At 70.9% G+C, this 18803-nt stretch carries 20 protein-coding genes and 2 riboswitches; of the genes, 10 read left to right on the top strand and 10 right to left on the bottom strand.

Annotated elements, in window-relative coordinates; translation table 11 throughout:
- Positions 1-74: 74 nt before the first annotated feature.
- A riboswitch (glycine riboswitch) is annotated at positions 75-176 on the top strand.
- Between the two features lie 3 nt (positions 177-179).
- Positions 180-261: riboswitch (glycine riboswitch) on the top strand.
- 46 nt (positions 262-307) lie between these two features.
- Positions 308-1537 (top strand): D-amino acid dehydrogenase, encoded by a 1230-nt coding sequence (locus tag AC6LJ9_RS09520; RefSeq protein WP_498147369.1) that lies wholly within the window; start codon positions 308-310, stop codon positions 1535-1537.
- Between the two features lie 105 nt (positions 1538-1642).
- On the opposite strand, the gene AC6LJ9_RS09515 is transcribed toward AC6LJ9_RS09520, so the two are convergent.
- Both AC6LJ9_RS09515 and AC6LJ9_RS09510 read right to left on the bottom strand, forming a co-directional pair.
- Positions 1643-2977: an MFS transporter gene (locus AC6LJ9_RS09515; RefSeq protein ID WP_498147368.1), complete on the bottom strand. Its 1335-nt coding sequence runs from the start codon at positions 2975-2977 to the stop codon at positions 1643-1645.
- 194 nt (positions 2978-3171) lie between these two features.
- Entirely contained in the window at positions 3172-3831 is a 660-nt protein-coding gene (locus tag AC6LJ9_RS09510) for a GntR family transcriptional regulator (protein WP_498147367.1), read from the bottom strand.
- Between the two features lie 128 nt (positions 3832-3959).
- On the opposite strand from AC6LJ9_RS09510, the gene AC6LJ9_RS09505 reads away from it, so the two are divergent.
- Genes AC6LJ9_RS09505 through AC6LJ9_RS09480 form a run of 6 tightly spaced genes read left to right on the top strand, consistent with a single transcriptional unit; the run spans position 3960 to position 9856 of the window.
- The gene (locus AC6LJ9_RS09505) at positions 3960-4124 is read left to right on the top strand and encodes a hypothetical protein (protein ID WP_498147366.1); all 165 of its coding nucleotides are present in this window, start codon (positions 3960-3962) and stop codon (positions 4122-4124) included.
- Positions 4117-5472 carry an amidase gene (locus AC6LJ9_RS09500; protein WP_498147365.1) on the top strand — a complete coding sequence of 452 codons (1356 nt, stop codon included), beginning with the start codon at positions 4117-4119 and terminating at the stop codon, positions 5470-5472. Before AC6LJ9_RS09505 ends, AC6LJ9_RS09500 begins: the two co-directional genes overlap by 8 nt.
- A 15-nt stretch (positions 5473-5487) precedes the next feature.
- Positions 5488-6684, top strand: coding sequence for a CaiB/BaiF CoA transferase family protein (locus AC6LJ9_RS09495; protein ID WP_498147364.1), 1197 nt, complete (start codon positions 5488-5490; stop codon positions 6682-6684).
- On the top strand, positions 6681-7499 hold the full coding sequence (locus AC6LJ9_RS09490) for an enoyl-CoA hydratase (RefSeq protein ID WP_498147363.1): 819 nt from the start codon (positions 6681-6683) through the stop codon (positions 7497-7499). The genes AC6LJ9_RS09495 and AC6LJ9_RS09490 overlap by 4 nt, the downstream gene beginning before the upstream one ends.
- Before the next feature lie 27 nt (positions 7500-7526).
- Entirely contained in the window at positions 7527-8438 is a 912-nt protein-coding gene (locus AC6LJ9_RS09485) for a polysaccharide deacetylase family protein (RefSeq protein WP_212313859.1), read from the top strand.
- Complete coding sequence (locus tag AC6LJ9_RS09480) at positions 8435-9856, top strand: MmgE/PrpD family protein (protein WP_498147362.1); 1422 nt, start codon at positions 8435-8437, stop codon at positions 9854-9856. The genes AC6LJ9_RS09485 and AC6LJ9_RS09480 overlap by 4 nt, the downstream gene beginning before the upstream one ends.
- Before the next feature lie 31 nt (positions 9857-9887).
- Here AC6LJ9_RS09480 and AC6LJ9_RS09475 read toward each other — a convergent pair whose 3' ends face one another.
- The 5 genes from AC6LJ9_RS09475 to AC6LJ9_RS09455 all read right to left on the bottom strand — a co-directional run bounded on the left by AC6LJ9_RS09475 (position 9888) and on the right by AC6LJ9_RS09455 (position 14444).
- Positions 9888-10631, bottom strand: coding sequence for a sulfite exporter TauE/SafE family protein (locus AC6LJ9_RS09475; RefSeq protein ID WP_212313855.1), 744 nt, complete (start codon positions 10629-10631; stop codon positions 9888-9890).
- A 141-nt stretch (positions 10632-10772) separates the two neighbouring features.
- Positions 10773-11360, bottom strand: coding sequence for a hypothetical protein (locus tag AC6LJ9_RS09470; RefSeq protein WP_498147361.1), 588 nt, complete (start codon positions 11358-11360; stop codon positions 10773-10775).
- 11 nt (positions 11361-11371) lie between these two features.
- Positions 11372-12166 (bottom strand): PhzF family phenazine biosynthesis protein, encoded by a 795-nt coding sequence (locus tag AC6LJ9_RS09465; protein ID WP_498147360.1) that lies wholly within the window; start codon positions 12164-12166, stop codon positions 11372-11374.
- A gap of 232 nt (positions 12167-12398) precedes the next feature.
- Positions 12399-13307 (bottom strand): carboxylesterase family protein, encoded by a 909-nt coding sequence (locus tag AC6LJ9_RS09460; protein ID WP_498147359.1) that lies wholly within the window; start codon positions 13305-13307, stop codon positions 12399-12401.
- Positions 13308-13481: 174 nt separating this feature from the next.
- A complete protein-coding gene (locus tag AC6LJ9_RS09455; protein WP_103273736.1) occupies positions 13482-14444 on the bottom strand; it encodes a GlxA family transcriptional regulator in 963 nt (320 codons plus the stop codon).
- Positions 14445-14702: 258 nt separating this feature from the next.
- On the opposite strand from AC6LJ9_RS09455, the gene AC6LJ9_RS09450 reads away from it, so the two are divergent.
- Entirely contained in the window at positions 14703-15059 is a 357-nt protein-coding gene (locus tag AC6LJ9_RS09450) for a DUF1428 domain-containing protein (protein ID WP_212313846.1), read from the top strand.
- 105 nt (positions 15060-15164) lie between these two features.
- A complete protein-coding gene (locus AC6LJ9_RS09445; protein ID WP_212313844.1) occupies positions 15165-15647 on the top strand; it encodes a VOC family protein in 483 nt (160 codons plus the stop codon).
- A 91-nt stretch (positions 15648-15738) separates the two neighbouring features.
- On the opposite strand, the gene AC6LJ9_RS09440 is transcribed toward AC6LJ9_RS09445, so the two are convergent.
- The 3 genes from AC6LJ9_RS09440 to AC6LJ9_RS09430 form a co-directional block, all read right to left on the bottom strand.
- Entirely contained in the window at positions 15739-16263 is a 525-nt protein-coding gene (locus AC6LJ9_RS09440) for a DUF1993 domain-containing protein (RefSeq protein ID WP_498147358.1), read from the bottom strand.
- Between the two features lie 164 nt (positions 16264-16427).
- Positions 16428-17507 (bottom strand): extracellular catalytic domain type 1 short-chain-length polyhydroxyalkanoate depolymerase, encoded by a 1080-nt coding sequence (locus tag AC6LJ9_RS09435; RefSeq protein WP_212313840.1) that lies wholly within the window; start codon positions 17505-17507, stop codon positions 16428-16430.
- A 127-nt stretch (positions 17508-17634) separates the two neighbouring features.
- Positions 17635-17823 (bottom strand): hypothetical protein, encoded by a 189-nt coding sequence (locus AC6LJ9_RS09430; RefSeq protein ID WP_103273731.1) that lies wholly within the window; start codon positions 17821-17823, stop codon positions 17635-17637.
- Positions 17824-18131: 308 nt separating this feature from the next.
- On the opposite strand from AC6LJ9_RS09430, the gene trhA reads away from it, so the two are divergent.
- The gene (trhA, locus tag AC6LJ9_RS09425; protein ID WP_498147357.1) at positions 18132-18779 is read left to right on the top strand and encodes a PAQR family membrane homeostasis protein TrhA; all 648 of its coding nucleotides are present in this window, start codon (positions 18132-18134) and stop codon (positions 18777-18779) included.
- Positions 18780-18803: the final 24 nt, after the last annotated feature.

Here is an 18803-nt window from a genome sequence, read left to right as displayed (position 1 = left end):
CCGCCGCGCTCATACTGGTACTAACCCTGAATTCCAGGACGCGGAATATTTGGCTATCCTGCCACGGTCGTAGCAAACACCACGCAGAAGAGACTCGCCCCGGCCCGGCCGCGCGGCGGGCGCCGACGGAGCAACCGCCCCGGAAACTCTCAGGCAGACAGGACTGCGCGGTGTAGACGATCTGGAGAGAGGCGCCTTGCGCGCCCACCGAAGGGGAACCCCGGCACGCGCCGGGCAAAGCTCTCAGGTACCGGGACAGATGGGGTGCAGCGGCCGTCCGGCCGTCGCCACGCCATCTGGAGCAATCATGCCCCGCATCGCCATCATTGGCGCCGGTATTACCGGCGTCACGTCCGCCTACGTCCTGCGCAAGCAGGGTTACGACGTTTCCGTCTACGACCGCCAGCGCTACCCCGCGATGGAAACCTCCTACGCCAACGGCGGCCAGCTGTCGGCCAGCAACGCCGAGGTCTGGAACAGCGCCGCCACCGTGCTCAAGGGCCTGCGCTGGCTGGGTCGCAGCAACGCGCCGCTGCTGCTCAATCCGCGCTTGAGCTGGCACAAGTATTCCTGGCTGCTGCAATTCATGCGCCAGATCCCCAACCACCGCCGCAACACCATCGCCACCACCCGGCTGGCGATCGAGGCGCGCCAGCACCTGTACGACATGGCCGAGGCCGAAGGCATCGACTTCGACCTGGAGCGGCGCGGCATCCTGCACATCTACCACGACGCCGCCAGCTTCGAGGCCGCGCGGCGCGGCAACGAGCTGCTGCGCGAAGGCGGCCTGGAACGCTACGCGGTCACGCCCGAGGAGGCGCGCGACATCGAGCCGGCGCTGCAAACGGCCTGCCACGCCGGCTTCTACACGCCGTCCGACGCCACCGGCGACATCCACAAGTTCACGCGCGGCCTGGCCCAGGCCTGCGAGCGGCTGGGCGTGCGCTTCGTGCAGGACGCCGACGTCGCCGCGATCACGGCCGACGGCGCGGGTTATGCGCTGGACCTGGCCGGCGCGGACGGCGGCGGCGGCGACCGGCACCAGGCCGACGCCGTGGTGGTCTGCGCCGGCGCGGCCAGCCGGCGCTTCGCGCGGCAACTGGGCGACACGGTCAACATCTATCCGGTCAAGGGCTACTCGATCAGCGTGCACCTGGACGACGCCGCCAGCCGCGAGGCCGCGCCGCGCGTCAGCCTGCTCGACGAGGCCGCCAAGATCGTCACCAGCCGGCTGGGCGACCGCTTCCGCGTGGCCGGCACCGCCGAGTTCAACGGCTACAACCTGGACATCCGCGCCGAACGCGTGCAGCCGCTGGTGGACTGGACCCGCCGCCACTTCCCCGGCGTCAGGACGGCGCGCGTGGTGCCCTGGTGCGGGCTGCGCCCGATGACGCCGGACATGATGCCGCGCGTGGGTCCGGGCAAGCGGCCGGGCGTGTTCTACAACACCGGCCACGGCCACCTGGGCTGGACCTTGTCGGCGGCCACCGCGCAGCTATTGGCGGCCAGCGTCGGCGAACGGCTGCGGCCGCACTGAGACGACGCGGGCGCGGCGGCGCCCGCAGCCGGCTGGCCGCAACCGACGGACCACCGCTCGCCGCCAGTGATTGGCCGCCCGCGGCTCGCCGCCCGTCGCCTTGCGCTAGCGCGCCAGCCGGCGCATCGCCAGCGCGACGATCGCGGTCGAGGTCAGCTGCATGGCGGCCACCACGTACAGGCCGGCGGCCACGCCGCCGGTCCATTCCTTCATCCAGCCCATCATGAAGGGCGTGGCGAAGCCGGCCAGGTTGCCGACCGAGTTGATGAAGGCGATGCCGCCGGCGGCGGCCGTGCCGGTCAAAAAGCCCGCCGGAATCGCCCAGAACACGGGAAACGCGCCCAGCACGCCGATGGCGGATACGCTCAGCGCGGCCATCGCCAGCACGGGATTGCCGATGTAGGCGGCGGTCAGCGCAAGCCCCGCCGCGCCGACCAGCGTGGCGCCGGCGCAATGCAGGCGCCGCTCGCCGGTCTTGTCGGAGTGCGCGCCGTTGAGCACCATCGCCACGGTGCCCAGCGTGAAGGGGATCGCCGACAGCAGGCCGATGTCCAGCGCGCCGCGCACGCCCAGCTCGCGCACCAGCGACGGCATCCAGAACGCCAGCGTGGCGTTGCCGCCGACGATGCAGAAATAGGCGGCCGTGCACAACCACAGCGCCGGCTGGCGCAGGGCCTGGGCGAAGCTGGCGTGCTTGCCGCCGTGGCGCTGCTCGGCCTCCAGCTCGGCTTCCAGCGCCGTCTGCTCGGCGGCCGACAGCCAGCGCGCCTGGCGCGGCCGGTCCGGCAGGTAGCCCAGCACCACGATGCCGGCGATCACCGAGGGTATGCCCTCCAGCACGAACAGCCATTGCCAGTTGCGCAACGGCGCCACGCCGTCCATGCCGCTCATGATGAGGCCCGCGATCGGGCCGCCGACCACGCCGGCGATGCCGAAGGACGTCATGAACCAGCCGTTGATGCGGCCGCGCCGGCCGGCGGGGATCCAGTACGTCAGGTACAGCATGACGCCGGGAAAGAAGCCCGCCTCGAACACGCCCAGCAGGAAGCGCAGCAGATAGAACGAGAACGGCGTCGTGACGAAGGCCATGGCCATCGACGTCAGCCCCCACAGGATGGTGATGCGCGCCAGGGTCTTGCGCGCGCCGATGCGCTGCAGCAGCAGATTGCTCGGCACCTCGAACAGGAAATAGCCGATGAAGAAGATGCCCGCGCCCAGGCCGTACACGGCCTCGCTGAAGCGCAGGTCCTGCAGCATCTGCAGCTTGGCGAAGCCGACGTTGACGCGGTCGATCCAGGCGAGCAGGAACAGGAAGATCAGGAAAGGAATCAGCCGCCACGCGACCTTGCTGTGCATGCGGGCGGAATCGACGGCCGGGGCATCGCCCCGGGAATGCTGCGGGGCCAGCTGTGCGGCGGGCTGCGGGGATACGGCATCCATGACTAGTTCCTTGGTGTACCGGACTGGGTTGGGGCCCAACCCGTTACAACCAGGCAGGGCGACGCATCAAGATTTTTAAATTTCTTATAAATATATTTTGAAGCATCGCAAAAATGCAGTAATCGGGAATTACCCGCAGTCGAACCCGCGGCGGGCCGAATCCGCCGCCGGTCTGTTCCCTCGGCCTTCCGGCTTCAGGCCAGCAGATCCTTGGGCAGCGCCGCGATGAAGGACGCGAAGCTGATCGAGCCCTGGCCGGGGCTCATGTGCCGCGTCATCAGCGTGGCGGCGCGGGCCGCGTCCTGGGCCTGGATCGCGGCGACCAGTTCGCCGTGCTGCGCCCAAGAGGAAGCCAGGTGGCCGAAGGCCGAATAGGCGTGGCGGCGGTAGGCGCCGGTGCGCGAGCGCATGCGCAGGATCTCCTGGCGCAGATAGGGATTGCGCGCGCCCTGGTAGAGCGCGTCGTGGAAGCGCCGGTTGTGGTCCTGCCAGGCTTCCGCGTCCTCGCGCCGCGCCACCGCGCCGGCGCGTTCGTGGATGGCGGCCAGTTCCTCGCGCTCGGCCGGCGTCATGCGCTCGCAGGCCAGCCGCGCGCCGATGCCCTCCAGCTCGGCCAGCAGTTCCCACATCGCCAGCAGCTGCGCCACGTCCATCTTGGCCACCACCATGCCGCCGCGCGGCAGGCTGTTGAGCAGCCCTTGCGCCTGCAATTGCAGCAAGGCCTCGCGCACCGGCGTGCGCGACACCTCGTAGGTCTGCATCAGCTGCTGCTCGTCCACGGCGTCGCCCGGCAGCAGGCTGCCGTCGCGGATGGATTCCTCGATGGACAGGCGTATGCGTTCGGCGGCCTTCATCGCGGCGCTCCCGGAATCGAAAGGTTCAGGCGTGCACGGTTCGTCATATTATTTTCTTGACTTCTATAAATATATTTATGACACTGGAATCTTATTTTAAGACCTAAGCGTAGCAGGAGACACCCGTCATGGACGAGAAACGCAAGGAAGACTGGCAGTCCTGGGTCGAGCTGGCCTTCCTGAGCCACGGACTGGCCGTGCCGCCGGACGCGCAACGGGCCGTCGCTCGCACCCTGATGCGCCTGTCGGCCGTGGCCGCCGAGATCGCGCCGCTCGAGGATGGCCATGATTGACGCCTCTGCCTTCCTCTCCGTGGCCGGCGCGCGCGCGGCCTATCGACGCGCCGCGCCGCCGCTGCGCGACGCCCACGTCGCCGCCCTGGCCGCCGGCTTCACGCGCCGCGCCGCGCCGCTGGGCTGCGTGGTCCAGCTGTTCGCCCCCGCGTCGGCCCCCGCCGATGCGGACGGGCTGCTCGCCGGCGTGCCGCTGGCGCACAAGGACGCCTTCGACACCGGCCTGCATGCGCCCCGCCTGGGCGGCCCGCGAGCGACGGGCGCGCCCCGTCCCGCCGCGTCCGTGCTGCGGCGGCTGGCCGGGCATGGCGCGCTGAACCTGGGCGCGCTGGCGATGGCCGAACATGCCTGCGGCGCTACGGCGGAGAACCCGCACGCGCCAGCCCTGATGAACCCGCTGGACAGCGCGGCGGCGGTCGGCGGCTCTTCCAGCGGCTCGGCGGTCGCGGTGGCGGCCGGCCTGTGCCCGGCCTCGCTGGGCACGGACACCGCCGGCTCGGTCCGCATGCCGGCCGCGACCTGCGGCCTGATCGGCCTGAAGCCCACGCCGGGACGCTTGTCCGCGCAAGGCGTGGCCCCGCTCGCGCCGACGCTGGACACGGTGGGCGTGATCGCCCGCGACGCGCTGGACGCCGCCAGCGTCTTCGCCGCCGCCCTGCCCGCCGGCGACGAAGATCCCGAGCTGCCCTTGCGGCCGGACGCGCTGGAGCGCGAGCTGGCGCGCCCGCGCGACTGGCGCATCGCCAATGCGCTGCATGCGGATGGAGAGGATCCCACGGTCGCCGCCGCGCTGACGGGCTTCGAGCAGCGCCTGCGCGGCGCCATCGGGCTGAGGCCGGCCGCGCTGCCCGACCTGGACCGCCTGAACCGGCTGGCGCAGATCGTGCTTCACGCCGAGGCCGCGCTGGCGCTGGCGGCGGCCGTGCGCGGCGGCCTGGACACGCTGGCCCCGTCGACCCGCGCCATCGCGCTGCCGGGCTGGGCCATGCCGGCCGTCTGGTATCGCCACGCGCTGGCGCAGGCGGCGCCGCTGCGAGCGGCCTTCCTGGCCGGCAGCCTGGGCGACGCCGACCTGCTGCTGGCGCCCTGCTTCCCGCAAGGCGTGCCGGACCGCGACGCGGTCACGACCTCCAGCCCCGCCTTCGACCCGCGCGCGCTGGCCGCGCTGCATCGCCATCACGCCTACGTCAATTTCCTGGGCCTGCCGGCGCTGGTGCTGCCGGTGGGCCTGGACGGCCGCGGCCGCCCCGTCAGCGCGCAGCTGATCGGCGCGCCGGGCAGCGAGGCGCGGATGCTGGCCTTCGCCCGCCAGTTCGCCCTGCCCCACTCCACGTTTTTGCAACGCTGACCCATGGGAACCACCATGTCCAAGATCACCGCCTCCCCCGCCCTGTCGCGCTTTCGCGTTCTCGACCTGTCGCGCGTGCGCGCCGGCCCGACCTGCGTGCGCATCCTGGCGGACTTCGGCGCCGACGTCATCCGCATCGAACCGCCCGCCGGCGTCGATCCCAACGAAGCCATGTTCGCCGCCGACCGCCACGGCGGCGACTTCCAGAACCTGAACCGCAACAAGCGCTCGTTGACGCTGAACCTGAAGAAGCCTGAAGGCCTGGCCGTGCTGCGCAGCCTGGTCGCCACCGCCGACGTGGTGGTCGAGAACTGGCGCCCGGACGTCAAGGCGCGGCTCGGCCTGGCCTATGAGGACCTGCGCGCCATCAACCCGCGCATCATCCTGGCCAGCATCTCCGGCTTCGGCCAGGATGGCCCCTATGCGGGCCGGCCTGGCTTCGACCAGATCATCCAGGGCATGGGCGGGCTGATGTCGGTCACCGGCCATGCCGGCGGCGGACCGCTGCGCGCGGGCCTGGCCGTGGCCGACTGCGGCACCGGCATCTACGCGGCGGTCGGCATCCTGCTGGCCTTGCTGGAGCGCGAGCGCTCGGGCGAGGGCCAGTGGGTGCACAGCTCGCTGCTGCATACCCAGATCGCGCTGATGGACTTCCAGGCGGCGCGCTACCTGAACGAAGGCGATACGCCCGCACAGGCCGGCAACGACCATCCCACCAGCAGCCCAATGGGCCTGTTCGAGGCCAGCGACGGCGCCTTCAACCTGGGCGCCTCCGGCGAGGGCAACTGGAAGCGCCTGTGCGACTGCCTGGACGCGCCGCAGTGGCTGCAAGACCCGCGCTACGCCACCGAGAAGCTGCGCGTGGCCAACCGCGCCCCGCTCAATGAAGCGCTGGCGCGGCGCTTCCGGGAAGCCAGCGTGGCCCACTGGGTCGAGCTGCTGAACCGCGCCGGCGTGCCGGCCGGCCCGGTCTACACCATTCCCCAGGTATTCGAGGACGAGCAGGTGCGGCACCTGGGCGTGGCGCAGTCCGTGACCGGCGACGATGGCCAGGCCTACCGCCTGATCTCGCAGCCCGTCACGCTGACGCGCACGCCCGCCGCCATCGCCCGCCCCGCGCCGGGCTGGGGCGAGCACACCGACGAGATGCTGGCCGAAGCGGGCTATGACGCCGCCGGCATCGCGCGCCTGCGCGCGGAGGGCGTGGTATGAGCGGCGCGCCCTCGCCGGCCAGCGGCCAGCCCGCCGGCCACATCCAGGAAACGCTGCGCGACGGCATCGCCACGCTGACGATCAGCAACCCGGCTCGCCGCAACGCCATGACGCTGGCCATGTGGCGGCAATTGGCGGCCTGCCTGGCGCGGCTGCGCGAAGCGCCGGACCTGCGGGTGCTGGCCCTGACCGGCGCGGGCTCGCAGGCCTTCGTGTCGGGCGCCGACATCAGCGAATTCGACCAGGCCCGCGACAGCGCCGAGGCGGCCGTCATCTACAACCAGGCCGTGGCCGAGGCGCAGGACGCGCTGGCGCGCTTTCCGGCGCCCACGGTGGCGCTGATCCAGGGCGCCTGCATGGGCGGCGGCATCGGCCTGGCGCTGGCCTGCGACCTGCGCTACGCCAGCGCCAGCGCGCGCTTTCGCATGCCGGCCGCGCGCCTGGGCCTGGGCTACGGCTATGCCGACATGCGCCGCGTGGTGGCGGTGACCGGCATGGCCGCGGCCTTCGAGCTGTTCTACACCGCCCGCACCCTGGACGCCGAACAGGCGCAGGCCGGCGGACTGCTGCACGAGCGTTTCGCGCTGGACGATTTCGAGCGGCTCTCCCTGGCCCGCCTGCAACGCATCGCCGCCAACGCGCCCCTGTCCTTGCGGGCGGCGAAAGCGGCGATACTGGCATCCACGCGCGAACCGTCCGCCGCCGAACTGGAGGCGATCGCCGCGCTGGTGCGCCAATGCTTCGACAGCGCCGACTACGCCGAGGGCCGCCGCGCCTTCGCCGAACGGCGCGACCCCGTATTCACCGGCCGCTGACGCCGTCCGGACTTGCCGACAGACATCATGAACAATCCCCGCATTCCCTTCCTGATGCCGCGCCAGCGCCCGCCGCTGGCCGGCCTGGACGGACGCCCCATCCTGGTCCACCTGGTCGTCAACGTGGAACACTGGCCGTTCGACCAGCCCATGCCGCGCACCATCCTCACCCCGCCGCACGGCATCGGCAACGTCCCCGACGTGCCCAATTTCAGCTGGGCCGAATACGGCCTGCGCTGCGGCCTGCCCCGCATGATCGACGCCATCTCGGGCCGAGGCCTGCCGGCCTCGGCCAGCCTGAACGCCTCGGTCATCGACGCCTATCCGGCGGCCGCCGACGCGCTGCTGCAGGCCGGCTGGGAATTCATCGGCCACGGCATCCACCAGCGCGCGCTGTCGCAGGACGGCGGCGTCGGGCAGGCCGAGGCCATCGCCGCCGCGCTGGACCGGATCGAGCGCTTCAGCGGCGCGCGCCCGCGCGGCTGGCTCTCGCCCGGCCTGCGTGAAACCAGCGAAACGCCGGACCTGCTGGCGCAGGCTGGCGTGGACTATGTGTTCGACTGGTGCCTGGACGACCTGCCCAACTGGATGCGCGCCGCCCCGCGCCCGCTGCTGGCCCTGCCCTATGCGCTGGAGCTGAACGATTCGGTGATCCATGCCGTGGAAAAGCACGCCACCGGAGAGTTCGGCCGCCGGCTGGAGCACACGCTCAACGTCTACGCGCGCGAGGCCGCCGCGTCCGGCATGCCGCGCGTGCTGACGCTGGGGCTGCACCCGCACCTGATGGGCGTGCCGCACCGCTACCCCGATTTCGAGGCGATGCTGGACCGGCTCCAGCGCCATTCCATGACCCGCTTCGTCACCGGCGCCGAGCTGTACGCGTGGTATGCCGGCCAGTGCTCGCCGCCGCTGCGCGGCGCGCCGGGAGACCAGGCATGAACGGCGCGCAAACCACCGCCGCGCGCGACGCGGAGCCGTCCCGGCCAGCCGCCAGCGCCATCGACACGCTGGTCGCGCACCTGCAGCGCCTGCGCTACGAGGACCTGCCGGCCGAGGCTGTCGCCGCCGCCCGGACCTTCCTGCTGGACGCCATCGGCGTCGGGCTGTCGGGCTCGCGCCACCCGCGCATGCCTGCGCTCAAGCGCGCCGCCGCCGCGCTGGGCCAGGGCGCCGAGGCCACGGTCTGGGCCAGCGGCGAACGGCTGCCGCTAGCCAGCGCGGTCATGCTCAACGCCTACCAGGTCTTCAACCAGGAATTCGACGCGATCCATGACCGCGCCGTGGTGCACGCCTTCGCCTGCATCGCGCCCGCCGCGCTGGGCTATGCCGAGCGCGAAGGCGGCGTGGACGGCAGGCGCCTGATCACCGCCGTGGCCGCCGGGCTGGACTTCGCCATCCACGTGGCGCTGGCGCAGCGCGCGCCGATGCGCTTCTTCCGGCCGGCCATGTGCGGCGGGCTGGGCGCCACCGCCACCCTGTGCAAGCTCGCCGGCCTGGACGAGGCCGCCACGCGCGACGCGCTCGGCCTGGCCTACAGCCATCTGTCCGGCACCATGCAGGCGCACATCGAGGGCTCGCCCGCCGTCGGCCTGCAGGTTGGCCTGAACGCGCGCGCCGCGGTCACGGCCTTCGAGCTGGCGCGCGCCGGCTTTCCCGGCCCGCGCGACATCCTGGAGGGGCCGTTCGGCTATTTCGCGCTCTACGACGCCGGCCAGGCGCGCTGGGACGAGGCCGCCGGCGACGTCGGCCGCGTATTCCAGATCGCGCGCATGAGCCACAAGCCCTACCCCACCGGACGCGCCACGCACAGCGGCATCGGCGCCGCGCTGCGGCTGATGCGCGAACACGCGCTGCAACCCGGTGACATCGCCGGCATGAAGGTGCATGCGTCGTCGCTGATCGTGCGCCTGGTCGGCCGGCCCGCCCGGCCCGGCATGGACTCGGCCACCGCCCGGCTTTGCATGGGCTATGCCGTGGCCACGGCCATCCTGCATGGCCGGGTCGGCATCCCGGATTTCGATCCGGACGCGCTGGCCGATCCGCGCCGGCTGGAGCTGGCCGCCCGCATCGAGGTGCTGGACGACGGCAATCCCGATCCCAACGCCATGTGCCCGCAGCGCGTGGAACTGCATCTGCGGGACGGCCGCTGCCTGGCGCTGGACATGCCCGAGTTTCCGGGCAGCCCGGCACTGCCGCTGGACGAAGCCGCGCAGGACGCCAAGTTCCGCGCCTGCTGCGCCTCGGCGCGACCTCCCGTGCCGCCGGACCGGGCCGAGGCGCTGATCCGCCGCCTGCGCCGCCTGGAGGATGCGGCCGAGCTGCGCGAGATCGTCGCGCTGCTGTCGGCCGCCGACTAGCGATGCCGCGCGGGGCCGCGACGGCCCCGCGCTAGCGCGCCAGCAACTGGGGCACGGCGGAAATCAGCAGGGTCACGCCCGAGCAGGTCAGCAGGCCCAGCACGATGCGGCGGAACGCCAGCTCCGAGATCCCCATGTACAGGCGCGTGCCCAGCAGCGTGGGCACCAGCATGGCGGGCGCGACCACCGCGAACATCGGCAGCATGTCGCGCGTGATCATGCCCGTGCCCAGATAGGTCAGCATGGTCACCGCCAGCATCGACAGATTGAAGTTCTGGATGACGGCGCGCTGCGCGTGCTTGTCGAAGCCGCACAGCGTGCACCAGAGCGTGGGCACCACGCCGGTGAAGCCGCCGATGCCGCCCATCACGCCGCCCACCAGTCCGGCCGCGCCGTCGCCGACCCGGCTGCCCTTGATGCGCGGCAGGCGCGCAGCGAACAGCATGGTCGGACACCAGATCGCCAGGATGGCGCCCAGCACCGCCTTGAACCAGGTCATGTCCAGCATGGGCAGCAGCTGCACGCCCAGCGGCACGCCGGCCAGCCCGCCGGCCACGAAGGGCCACAGCATCTTCCAATCGAAACCGCGCCGCACCGAGAACACCGCCAGCAGCTGGCCGGTCAGCGAGCCGAACACGGCCAGCGCGGCCGCCAGGCGCGGATCCAGGGCCCAGGCCCAGAACGACATCGACACCATGCCGAACGCGAAGCCCGACAAGCCCTGCACGAATCCCGCCACGGCCGCGCCCAGCGCGACCAGCCACCAGCCATCCATGAGTCCCTCTCCCTGTGGCGCGCCGCGCCGGCTTGCGTTCGCCGTGTCCTGCGCGCCTGGATCGCTATTCTAGAGAGACGGCGCGGCCGCGCCATTCGGACTGCTGATGCCGCCATAGCCTCAAGCTGATGGCGGCCGGGCTCACCATTCCAGCCGGTCGAAGAAGGCGCGGGCGGCCTCGTCGCCGCCCAGCGCGGCGGCGGCGGCCCGGACGGCGGCATCGCGGTGCCTGGGCCGCAGCTCGCCCTCGTCGTCGCACAGATCGTCGCCGGCGTCTTCGTGGGCGCCGCCCACGGCCGCCAGCGCGGCGGCCAGCGTGCGCAGGTCGGGCGCCAGCAACTGCGCATCCCAGCTGCCCGCGCCATGCAGCGCGTACAGGACGCGGCCGGTGGACATTTCCAGGATCAGCGGATCGGCGTGCTGGTCGGCGATGACCAGCCAGTCCTCGGGCCAGTCCGCCAGCCGCTCGCCGCTGTTGCCATCCCAGCGGTAGCCGGCCTGCCGGACCCACAGCTTCGCCAGCGGCGCGAAACCCAGAGCCGTGCCGGGAATGGTCACGCCCACCGGGCCGACGTGCTCATAGACCGTGCGGCCCAGCGGCCCGACTTCGGCGTAGAACTCGGCCAGCGCCGGCGGCAACGGAAACGGGCCGCGCCACTCGCCCGCGCCTTGCGGGCGCAAGTCGCCGAAACGGAGGAATTGGTCGCGGATCCACGCGTAGCTGTTCATCGCCGCGCCGTTCACGCGTAGATCTCGCCACGCAGATAGAGCGCAGCCTGGCCGCTGATGACGACGCGGCCATCCTCGCCCACGGCGCAGCGCAGCTCGCCCTTGCGCGCCCCGCCCTGTTGCGCGCGTAGCGCGCGCTTGCCCAGGCGCTCGGCCCAGTATGGCGCCAGCGAGGTATGCGCGGATCCGGTGACCGGATCCTCGTTCACCCCCACGCGCGGACCGAACCAGCGCGACACGAAATCAAAGCGCGACGACGGCGCGGTGACCGCCACGCCGCGCGTGTCAAAGGCCGCCAGCGCGGCAAAATCCGGCGCCAGGCCGTCGATCAGCGCTTCGTCGTCGATCACCACCAGGTAATCATCGGTGCGCAGGAAGGCCTTGGCGCGCGTCAGGCCCAGCGCACGCAGCAACCCGTCGGGCAAGGTCGCGGCCTCGGGCCGCTTGGCCGGGAAATCCATTTGCAGCCAGCCGTCGCCGCCGCGCCGCACCCGCAGCTCGCCGCTGCGGGTCTGGAAGCGCAGCGTTTCGTCGGCCGCGCCCAGTTGCTCGAACAGCACCCACGCCGTGGCCAGCGTGGCATGGCCGCACAGGTCCACCTCGACCGTGGGCGTGAACCAGCGCAGGCCGTAGCCGTCCTGCTCGCGCACCACATAGGCGGTTTCGGACAGATTGTTCTCCGCGGCGATGCGCTGCAACGCGGCGTCGGGCAGCCAGGCTTCCAGCGGCACGACGGCGGCGGGGTTGCCGCCGAACGGCGCTGCGGAAAAGGCGTCGACCTGAAAGAGCGGGAGCGTCTTGGACATGGGAATCGTGGATCACTGGGTCCGTCGGGAATGCGGTATTGTCCCACGGCTCGGGCGCGCCGCGCCCCGCGCGCGATCAAGCGCAGGACGGCACGCAAGAAACCCACGCAATGCTGAAAATCTGGGACCGCCGGACCTCTTCCAATATGGGAGACGGGCGTGATCCTGCGCTACCTGGCGGCGCGCCATGCGGACGACGGTTTCTGGCCCGCCGCCCGCGCGGGTCGCCGCGCTAGCGCGGCTTGCGCTGCTCGAACAGCCACTGGCGCCAGGCGCCGTCGGTGAACAGCTGCGGCGGCACGCGATGGTCCATGCCGACATAGGTGATGAACCGGGGCCGCCCGCCGGCGGCGGCCAGTTCCTCGGCCCAGACCTGGGTGCCGACATAGGCATTCTCCTGGTCGTAGTCGCCGTGGACAAGCCAGGTCGGCACATGCGCCACGGAACGCGCCAGGCTGCGCTCGGGCGGCACGCCCGACAGCGCCACCATCGCGGCGAACAGGCCGGGCCGGGCCACGGCGGCGTCCATCGCGGCGGACGCGCCCATCGAAAAGCCCAGCGCGTAGACGCGGGCCGGGTCGATCGGGTGGCTGCGCATCAGCTCATCCACCAGCGCCAGCACGTCGGCCAGCGGCGCCCCCGGCTGGGATACGCGCAGGCCATGCGTGTCATTGATGTAGTTGGCGCTGCGGTCGCGCGTCTGCGGCACCACCGCATAGGCCGGAAAGCTGCGCCGCACATCGGGCGCAGCCCACAGGCGCGTGAAGGCCGTCATGGGCTTGAGGTTGTCGTCGCCGATGCCGCCGGAGCTGTGAAAGAAGACCACCAGCGGGTAGCGCTCGCCGGCCACCGGCCGGGCCGGCGCCAGCAGCCGGTACGGCATGTCGGTCTTGCCGGCATCGAACACCGCTTCGGAAAAGTCCTCCAGCGGCGCGCCGCGATACTGCTCCACCAGCGCCAGCTGGGCGGCCGTGGGCGCGTAGCGTTGCTGCGATTCAAGCACCTTGCCGGGCGCGGCCGCCGCGCCGCCACCGGCGCAGGCCAGGACTGCGCACAACGACGCGCCAGCCAGGCGTGCGCGCATGCCGACGCGCGCCACCGGCGCCGGCCGGCCATGGGCCGATACGAGGAAGGAATCCAAGCGGTTCTCCGAGAGTTCGACGCGGATGCGCTCCCGCCCGCGCGATCCGCCTGCTTGCGGACGCGCGCAACCCGCGGGAAGCGCGGAAATTGTAGAAAGCCCGGTTTGCCGCAGTGTGAAGAACTGTGCGGATTATGTATGCCTTGTGTAGGCCGGCCCGCCGGCGCGGCGGCGCTACTGGTAGCGTTCGCGATAGCCCACCGGCGACATGCCGCAGTACTTGCTGAAGATGTCGCGGAACGCCTTGGTGTCGTTGTAGCCGACCTCGTACATGACCTCGGACACGCTCTTGCGCGAGTTTTCCAGCCGCTTCTTGGCCGCCTCGACGCGCACCCGCTGCACGTATTCGACGATGCTGTTGCCGGTGGCCTGGCGGAAGCGCCGCTCCAGCGTGCGCCGTCCCATCGCGTGGCGGTCGGCCAGCGCCTCGACCGTGATCTTCTCGGTATAGCGGCCCTCGATGTATTCCTGCACCGCGCGCACCGCCTGGTCGGCATGCGCCTTCTGCCCCATGAACACGGCGAAGGGCAGCTGGCTCTGCCGGCTCCAGTCCAGCTGGAAATACTTGGCGCACCAGATGGCGGTGTCGCGGTCGGCATAGCGCTCGATCAGGTGCAGCACCAGGTGCGCGGCCGAAAAAGCCCCGCCGCTGGTGTAGATGCCTTCGCCGGCCATGACCACGCGGTCGCTGACCCACTGCACCTCGGGAAACAGCTGCGCGTACATGCCTTGCGCGGCCCAGTGCACCACCGCCTCCTGCCCGTCGAGCAGGCCGCCCGCCGCCAGCAGCGCCGCGCCCATGCACAGGCTGGCGACCTCGCCGCCGCCCCGGTGGTGGCGCGCCAGCCATTCGATCAGCGCGCGGTTGTTCAGCACCACGTCCGACACCGAGCCCAGCAGGGGCGGCGCGATGCAGATGTCGACGGCGCCGGCCTCGTCCAGCACAGCGTCGGCCTGGACCGTGATGCGGCCGTCATCGAGCCGGACCTCGCGCGTGACGGCCAGCGTGCGCACGCTGAACCCTGGCGGACGCCCTTGCGCCGCCAGGTATTCGTTGGCCACCAGGAAGCCCTGCCTGGCGGTCTCCAGGGAAGCGATGTTCGCGCCCGTGGGCAGCAGGAAAGCGACGTTTTTCATGGCGGAATCGTCCTGTTTTCTGGCGGCGGCGCGCGGCGTCCGCTGCGCGCCGCGTGGTATCCGGCGCACCTGTTTTTACCCGGTAAAGAATACGCCGGAAGCCTGTCGCAATCCACCCGCAAGATTGTCGCAATCGCCTATCGGAAGCGCGCGCGGATCCCGATAAAGTGTTTCTCACCGGCTCGATGTCCGGACGGCGGAACCCGCGGCGCGCGGGCGCCGCACCGCGTAGAACAACACCCTGCAATGGAGTCATCGATGGAAAAGTACATAGACGGTTACCTGCTGAGCGTAGCAACGGCCGAGCTGCCGGCGTACAAGAAAATGGCCGGGCTGGCGCGCACCGTATGGCTGGAACACGGCGCGCTGGACTACCGCGAAAGCCGCGGCGACGAACTGGACAACGAAGCCTTCGCCTCCTTCACCAAGGCAGCCGGCGCGGGTCCCGACGAAACCGTGGTGTTCGCCTGGATCCTGTTCGCCAGCAAGGCCGAGCGCGACCGCATCAACGCGCTGGCCATGAGCGACCCGCGTCTGGCCAACATGGAATGCGAGGGCATCTTCGATCCCAAGCGCATGTGCTGGGGCGGCTTCACGTCCATGATCGGAAGCTGAACGACACCCGCCCACCCGAACGGGGTCTGCGTCACCGGCCTTCCCAACCAAACACCCTGTCCGTCCGAAGATCCCGGCCGGCGCCCTTGTCCCTGGAGCAACCCCATGTCCACCCCCGCCACCCACGCAATTCCCCCCGGCATGCACACGCTGACCCCGCATCTGGTCTGCGAAGGCGCGTCCGACGCCATCGCCTTCTACAAGAAGGCCTTCAACGCCGAGGAGCTGGCGCGCCTGCCCGGCGCCGACGGCAAGCTGATGCACGCCATGCTGCGCATCGGCGACTCCACCGTCATGCTGTGCGACGACTTCCCGCAATGGGGCAGCCTGGGGCCCAAGGCGCTCAAGGGCTCGCCGGTCTACCTGCACCTGTATGTCAAGGATGTGGACGCGGCCATGAAGCAGGCCGTGGACGCCGGCGCCCAGGTCACCATGCCGGTGGCCGACATGTTCTGGGGCGACCGCTACGGCCAGCTGGTGGATCCGTTCGGCCACCGCTGGTCCATGGCCACGCACAAGCTCGACCTCACGCCGGAGGAAATCCGCCAGAACATGGAAAAGATGGGCGGCTGCGGCGCCCCGAAATAGCGGTCGCGCTGGCGGGCCGCCGTGGCCCGCCGGCCGCCGCGACAGGATGCCGCGCCCGCGAGCGCGGCCCCGCGTACACCTCGGTACGAGGTCAGGCCGCGCTCGTCCCCGGATACGGCCCGAGGAAATCCAGCTTGCCGATCTTCACGCCCTGGTTGCGCAGGATGCCGTAGGCGGTGGTGACGTGAAAATAGAAGTTCGGCAGCGCGAAGCTCAGCAGATAGGCGTCGCCCTGGAACTCGGGCTTGAAATCGCCGAACGACAGCGTGACCTTGCGGCTTTCGGCGCCGTCGAAGGCCTGCGGCGCCAGGCCCTGCAGATAGGCGATGGTGTCGGCCACGCGCTGGCGCAGCTGCGCCAGCGTGGTTTCCTCGTCGGGAAACTTCGGCGCCTCGATCCGCGACAGACGCTGCGCGGCGAACTTGGACGCGTCGCTGGCGCGCTGGATCTGGCCCGACAAGGGGTACATGTCCGGCGCCAGCCGGGCGTTGACGAGTTCGGCGGGATCGATGCCGGCTTCGCGGGCATGCGATTCGGCCTTTTCCAGCAGCGCGGCCAGCACATTCAGGCCGCGGACGAAGACAGGCACCGAAGCCTGGTAGAGGGACAGGGACATGACGGAACGTTCCAACAGTATGCTTGCGACCGCCCGCCGCGACGGCGGCGGCGGGGCCTCGGGAATGCCGCGATCTTGCCGCCGCCCGCGCCGACCTGGCCCGCGCCCGGCCTGAGCATCGCCGTTCCCGATCCGCGAACAATAGCCGTTTGCGCCGCTCGCGGCTACAGGGCCGCCGGCGCGCCACGGCGCTGCGCCTGGAAGAAGCGCCAGATCAGCGCCGATGCGTCCGGCCCGCCCCGGCTGTGGTATCTCACGGCCGGATCGCCGCCGCTCCAGGCATGTTCGACATGCGTGATCTCGCACAGGCGCACCACGGCGCGGCGGTCCTTCAGCATGTCGACCCGGCGATAGGACTTGTCGGTGCCCAGACCCAGCACGCGCTCGACCGGAATGTCCTGGGGATGCAGGCCGTTGAGCAGGCGGAACTGGTCGAACAGCTGGCGCGCGTTGCGCGGCGCCACGGCGGGATCGAGCTGGCCCTGCAGGATGATGGCCGGCATGCCCAGGCGCAGCGCGGCCGGATTGGCCACGCTTTCCAGCAACGGACGCAGGGGCTTGAGCGCGCCTCGGCGCATGGTCTGCAGGCCCGCGGCGGCGCTGTGCGCGTCGCCCGTCACCGGGCCGGAATGCATGGCCAGCGCCGCCACCAGCTGCGGATGCCGCAGCGCCACCAGGGCCGCCATGCCGGCGCCCGCCGACAGCCCGGCGATATACACGCGTGTCGGATCCAGGCCATGGCGCCCCACTTCCGAGCGGACCAGCGCGGCGATCAGGTCGGCCTCGCCGCCGCCGTGCAGCGCATCGGGCTGGAACCAGCGCCAGCAGCGCTGCACCTGCCGGGCCATGGACTGCTGCGGGTACAGCACCATGAAGCCGGCCGCGTCGGCCCACTGGTTCATGCGCGAGCCCTGCGCGAACGACAGCGCGGTCTGCCGGCAACCATGCAGCATGACCACCAGTGGCATGCCCTGGCGCGGCACGCCGGGCGGAATGTAGCGGGCGAACGCGAGACGCCGGCCGAGGCCGTCGGTGAACTGGCGCGATGCCTCCCAGCGGCCCAGGCCCAGCGAGGGCGAGGCGCCGTCGCGCGAGGCATTGGCGCTGCGCCTGGCCGCCGCCCGGCGCGACGCGGCGGCGCGCTTGCCGGATGCGCCGGGCACGGCCAGGCTCAAGGCCGCGCGCTGGATCCTGCCGAGCTTCTTCGCGGCCTTGAAAAAAAGAGTGGAAAAACTGCGCGCCATTGTCAGGCCTCGGCCAGTAGAACCTTGCTTGCCCCAAGACGACGTCCCGATACCACCTGGCCGCAGCTGCGCGGCCCGCCGACTGCCTCGTCCGCCGGGCGACGGACGCCGGATTTGCTGCGTGTGCTCAGTAACGGCCCGCCCGGGCCGACATCGCGGCGCCGCTGGTGAACAGCTCCAGACAGGACAGCAGGGCGATCGCGATGGTGACGATGGAGAGCGCCTTGACGATCTTGTTGGTGTCCGGCCGGGTCAGCATCGCGGTCATGCGCGTGACGATGTAAGCCCCAACCATAATGCCGATGACAGGAATCATAGGTGCCCCCCGGAACATGCAATAGCGTTTGATTGAGCGGACGCCGAGCGCGCCGCCGCCGGAAACGGAAAAATCGGCCAGCAGCGGCGCCGGGCGCCTGTCCGGGCCGATTATTTGTGCGGATCAAATGTATCACACAGTAACCGCGTGGAACCCATATCCGAAACGTAACCGACGGCCCCGCTTGCCGAAAATCAAGCCGATGGAACACGCGCCGCCATTACAGGAGGCCGCGCTTGAGCCGCCGCCTCAAAACGCCTAAGGTGGAACCCCCGATTCCCCACATTCCGTCACGGACGCTCCGCCGCATGTTCCCCAACGACCGCCCCCAGACCCTGGGCGAAGAAATCGCCAACGCCATCAGCCACGGCCTGGGCGCCGCCTGCGCGGTGGCCGCCGCCCCCATCCTGATCATCGCCGCCACCCGCCAGGGCGACGCCGCCTTCATCGCAGGCGCGGCCATCTTCGCGGCCACCATGGTGCTGCTGTACCTGGCGTCCACCATCTACCACGCCCTGCCGCTGAACCGCGCCAAGCGCCTGTTCAACGTGCTGGACCACTCGGCCATCTACCTTCTGATCGCCGGCACCTACACGCCCTTCGCGCTGGGCGCGCTGCGCGGACCCTGGGGCTGGACGCTGTTCGGCCTGGTCTGGGGCCTGGCCCTGCTGGGCGTGGGGCTGAAGGCCAGCAAGCGGCTGAACCGGCCCGCCATTTCCACCGGGCTGTACCTGGCCATGGGCTGGCTGGTGCTGATCGCCGTGAACCCGCTGATCGAGCGCGTGCCCGAGGGCGGGCTGTGGTGGCTGGTGGCCGGCGGCCTGGCCTACACCGGCGGCGTGGTCTTCTTCGTGTTCGATTCGCGCTGGCGCTACGCGCATTTCATCTGGCATCTGTTCGTGCTGGCCGGCACCGCCTGCCATTTCTTCGCCGTCCTCTGGTATGCCAAGGGTTGACATCCCCCCGAAGCGCTCACGCGC

The sequence above is a fragment of the Achromobacter sp. 1011811831 genome (assembly GCF_059760905.1).
The sequence above is the reverse complement of the archived record's forward strand: the minus strand, read 5'-3'. Positions and strand labels throughout refer to the sequence as shown.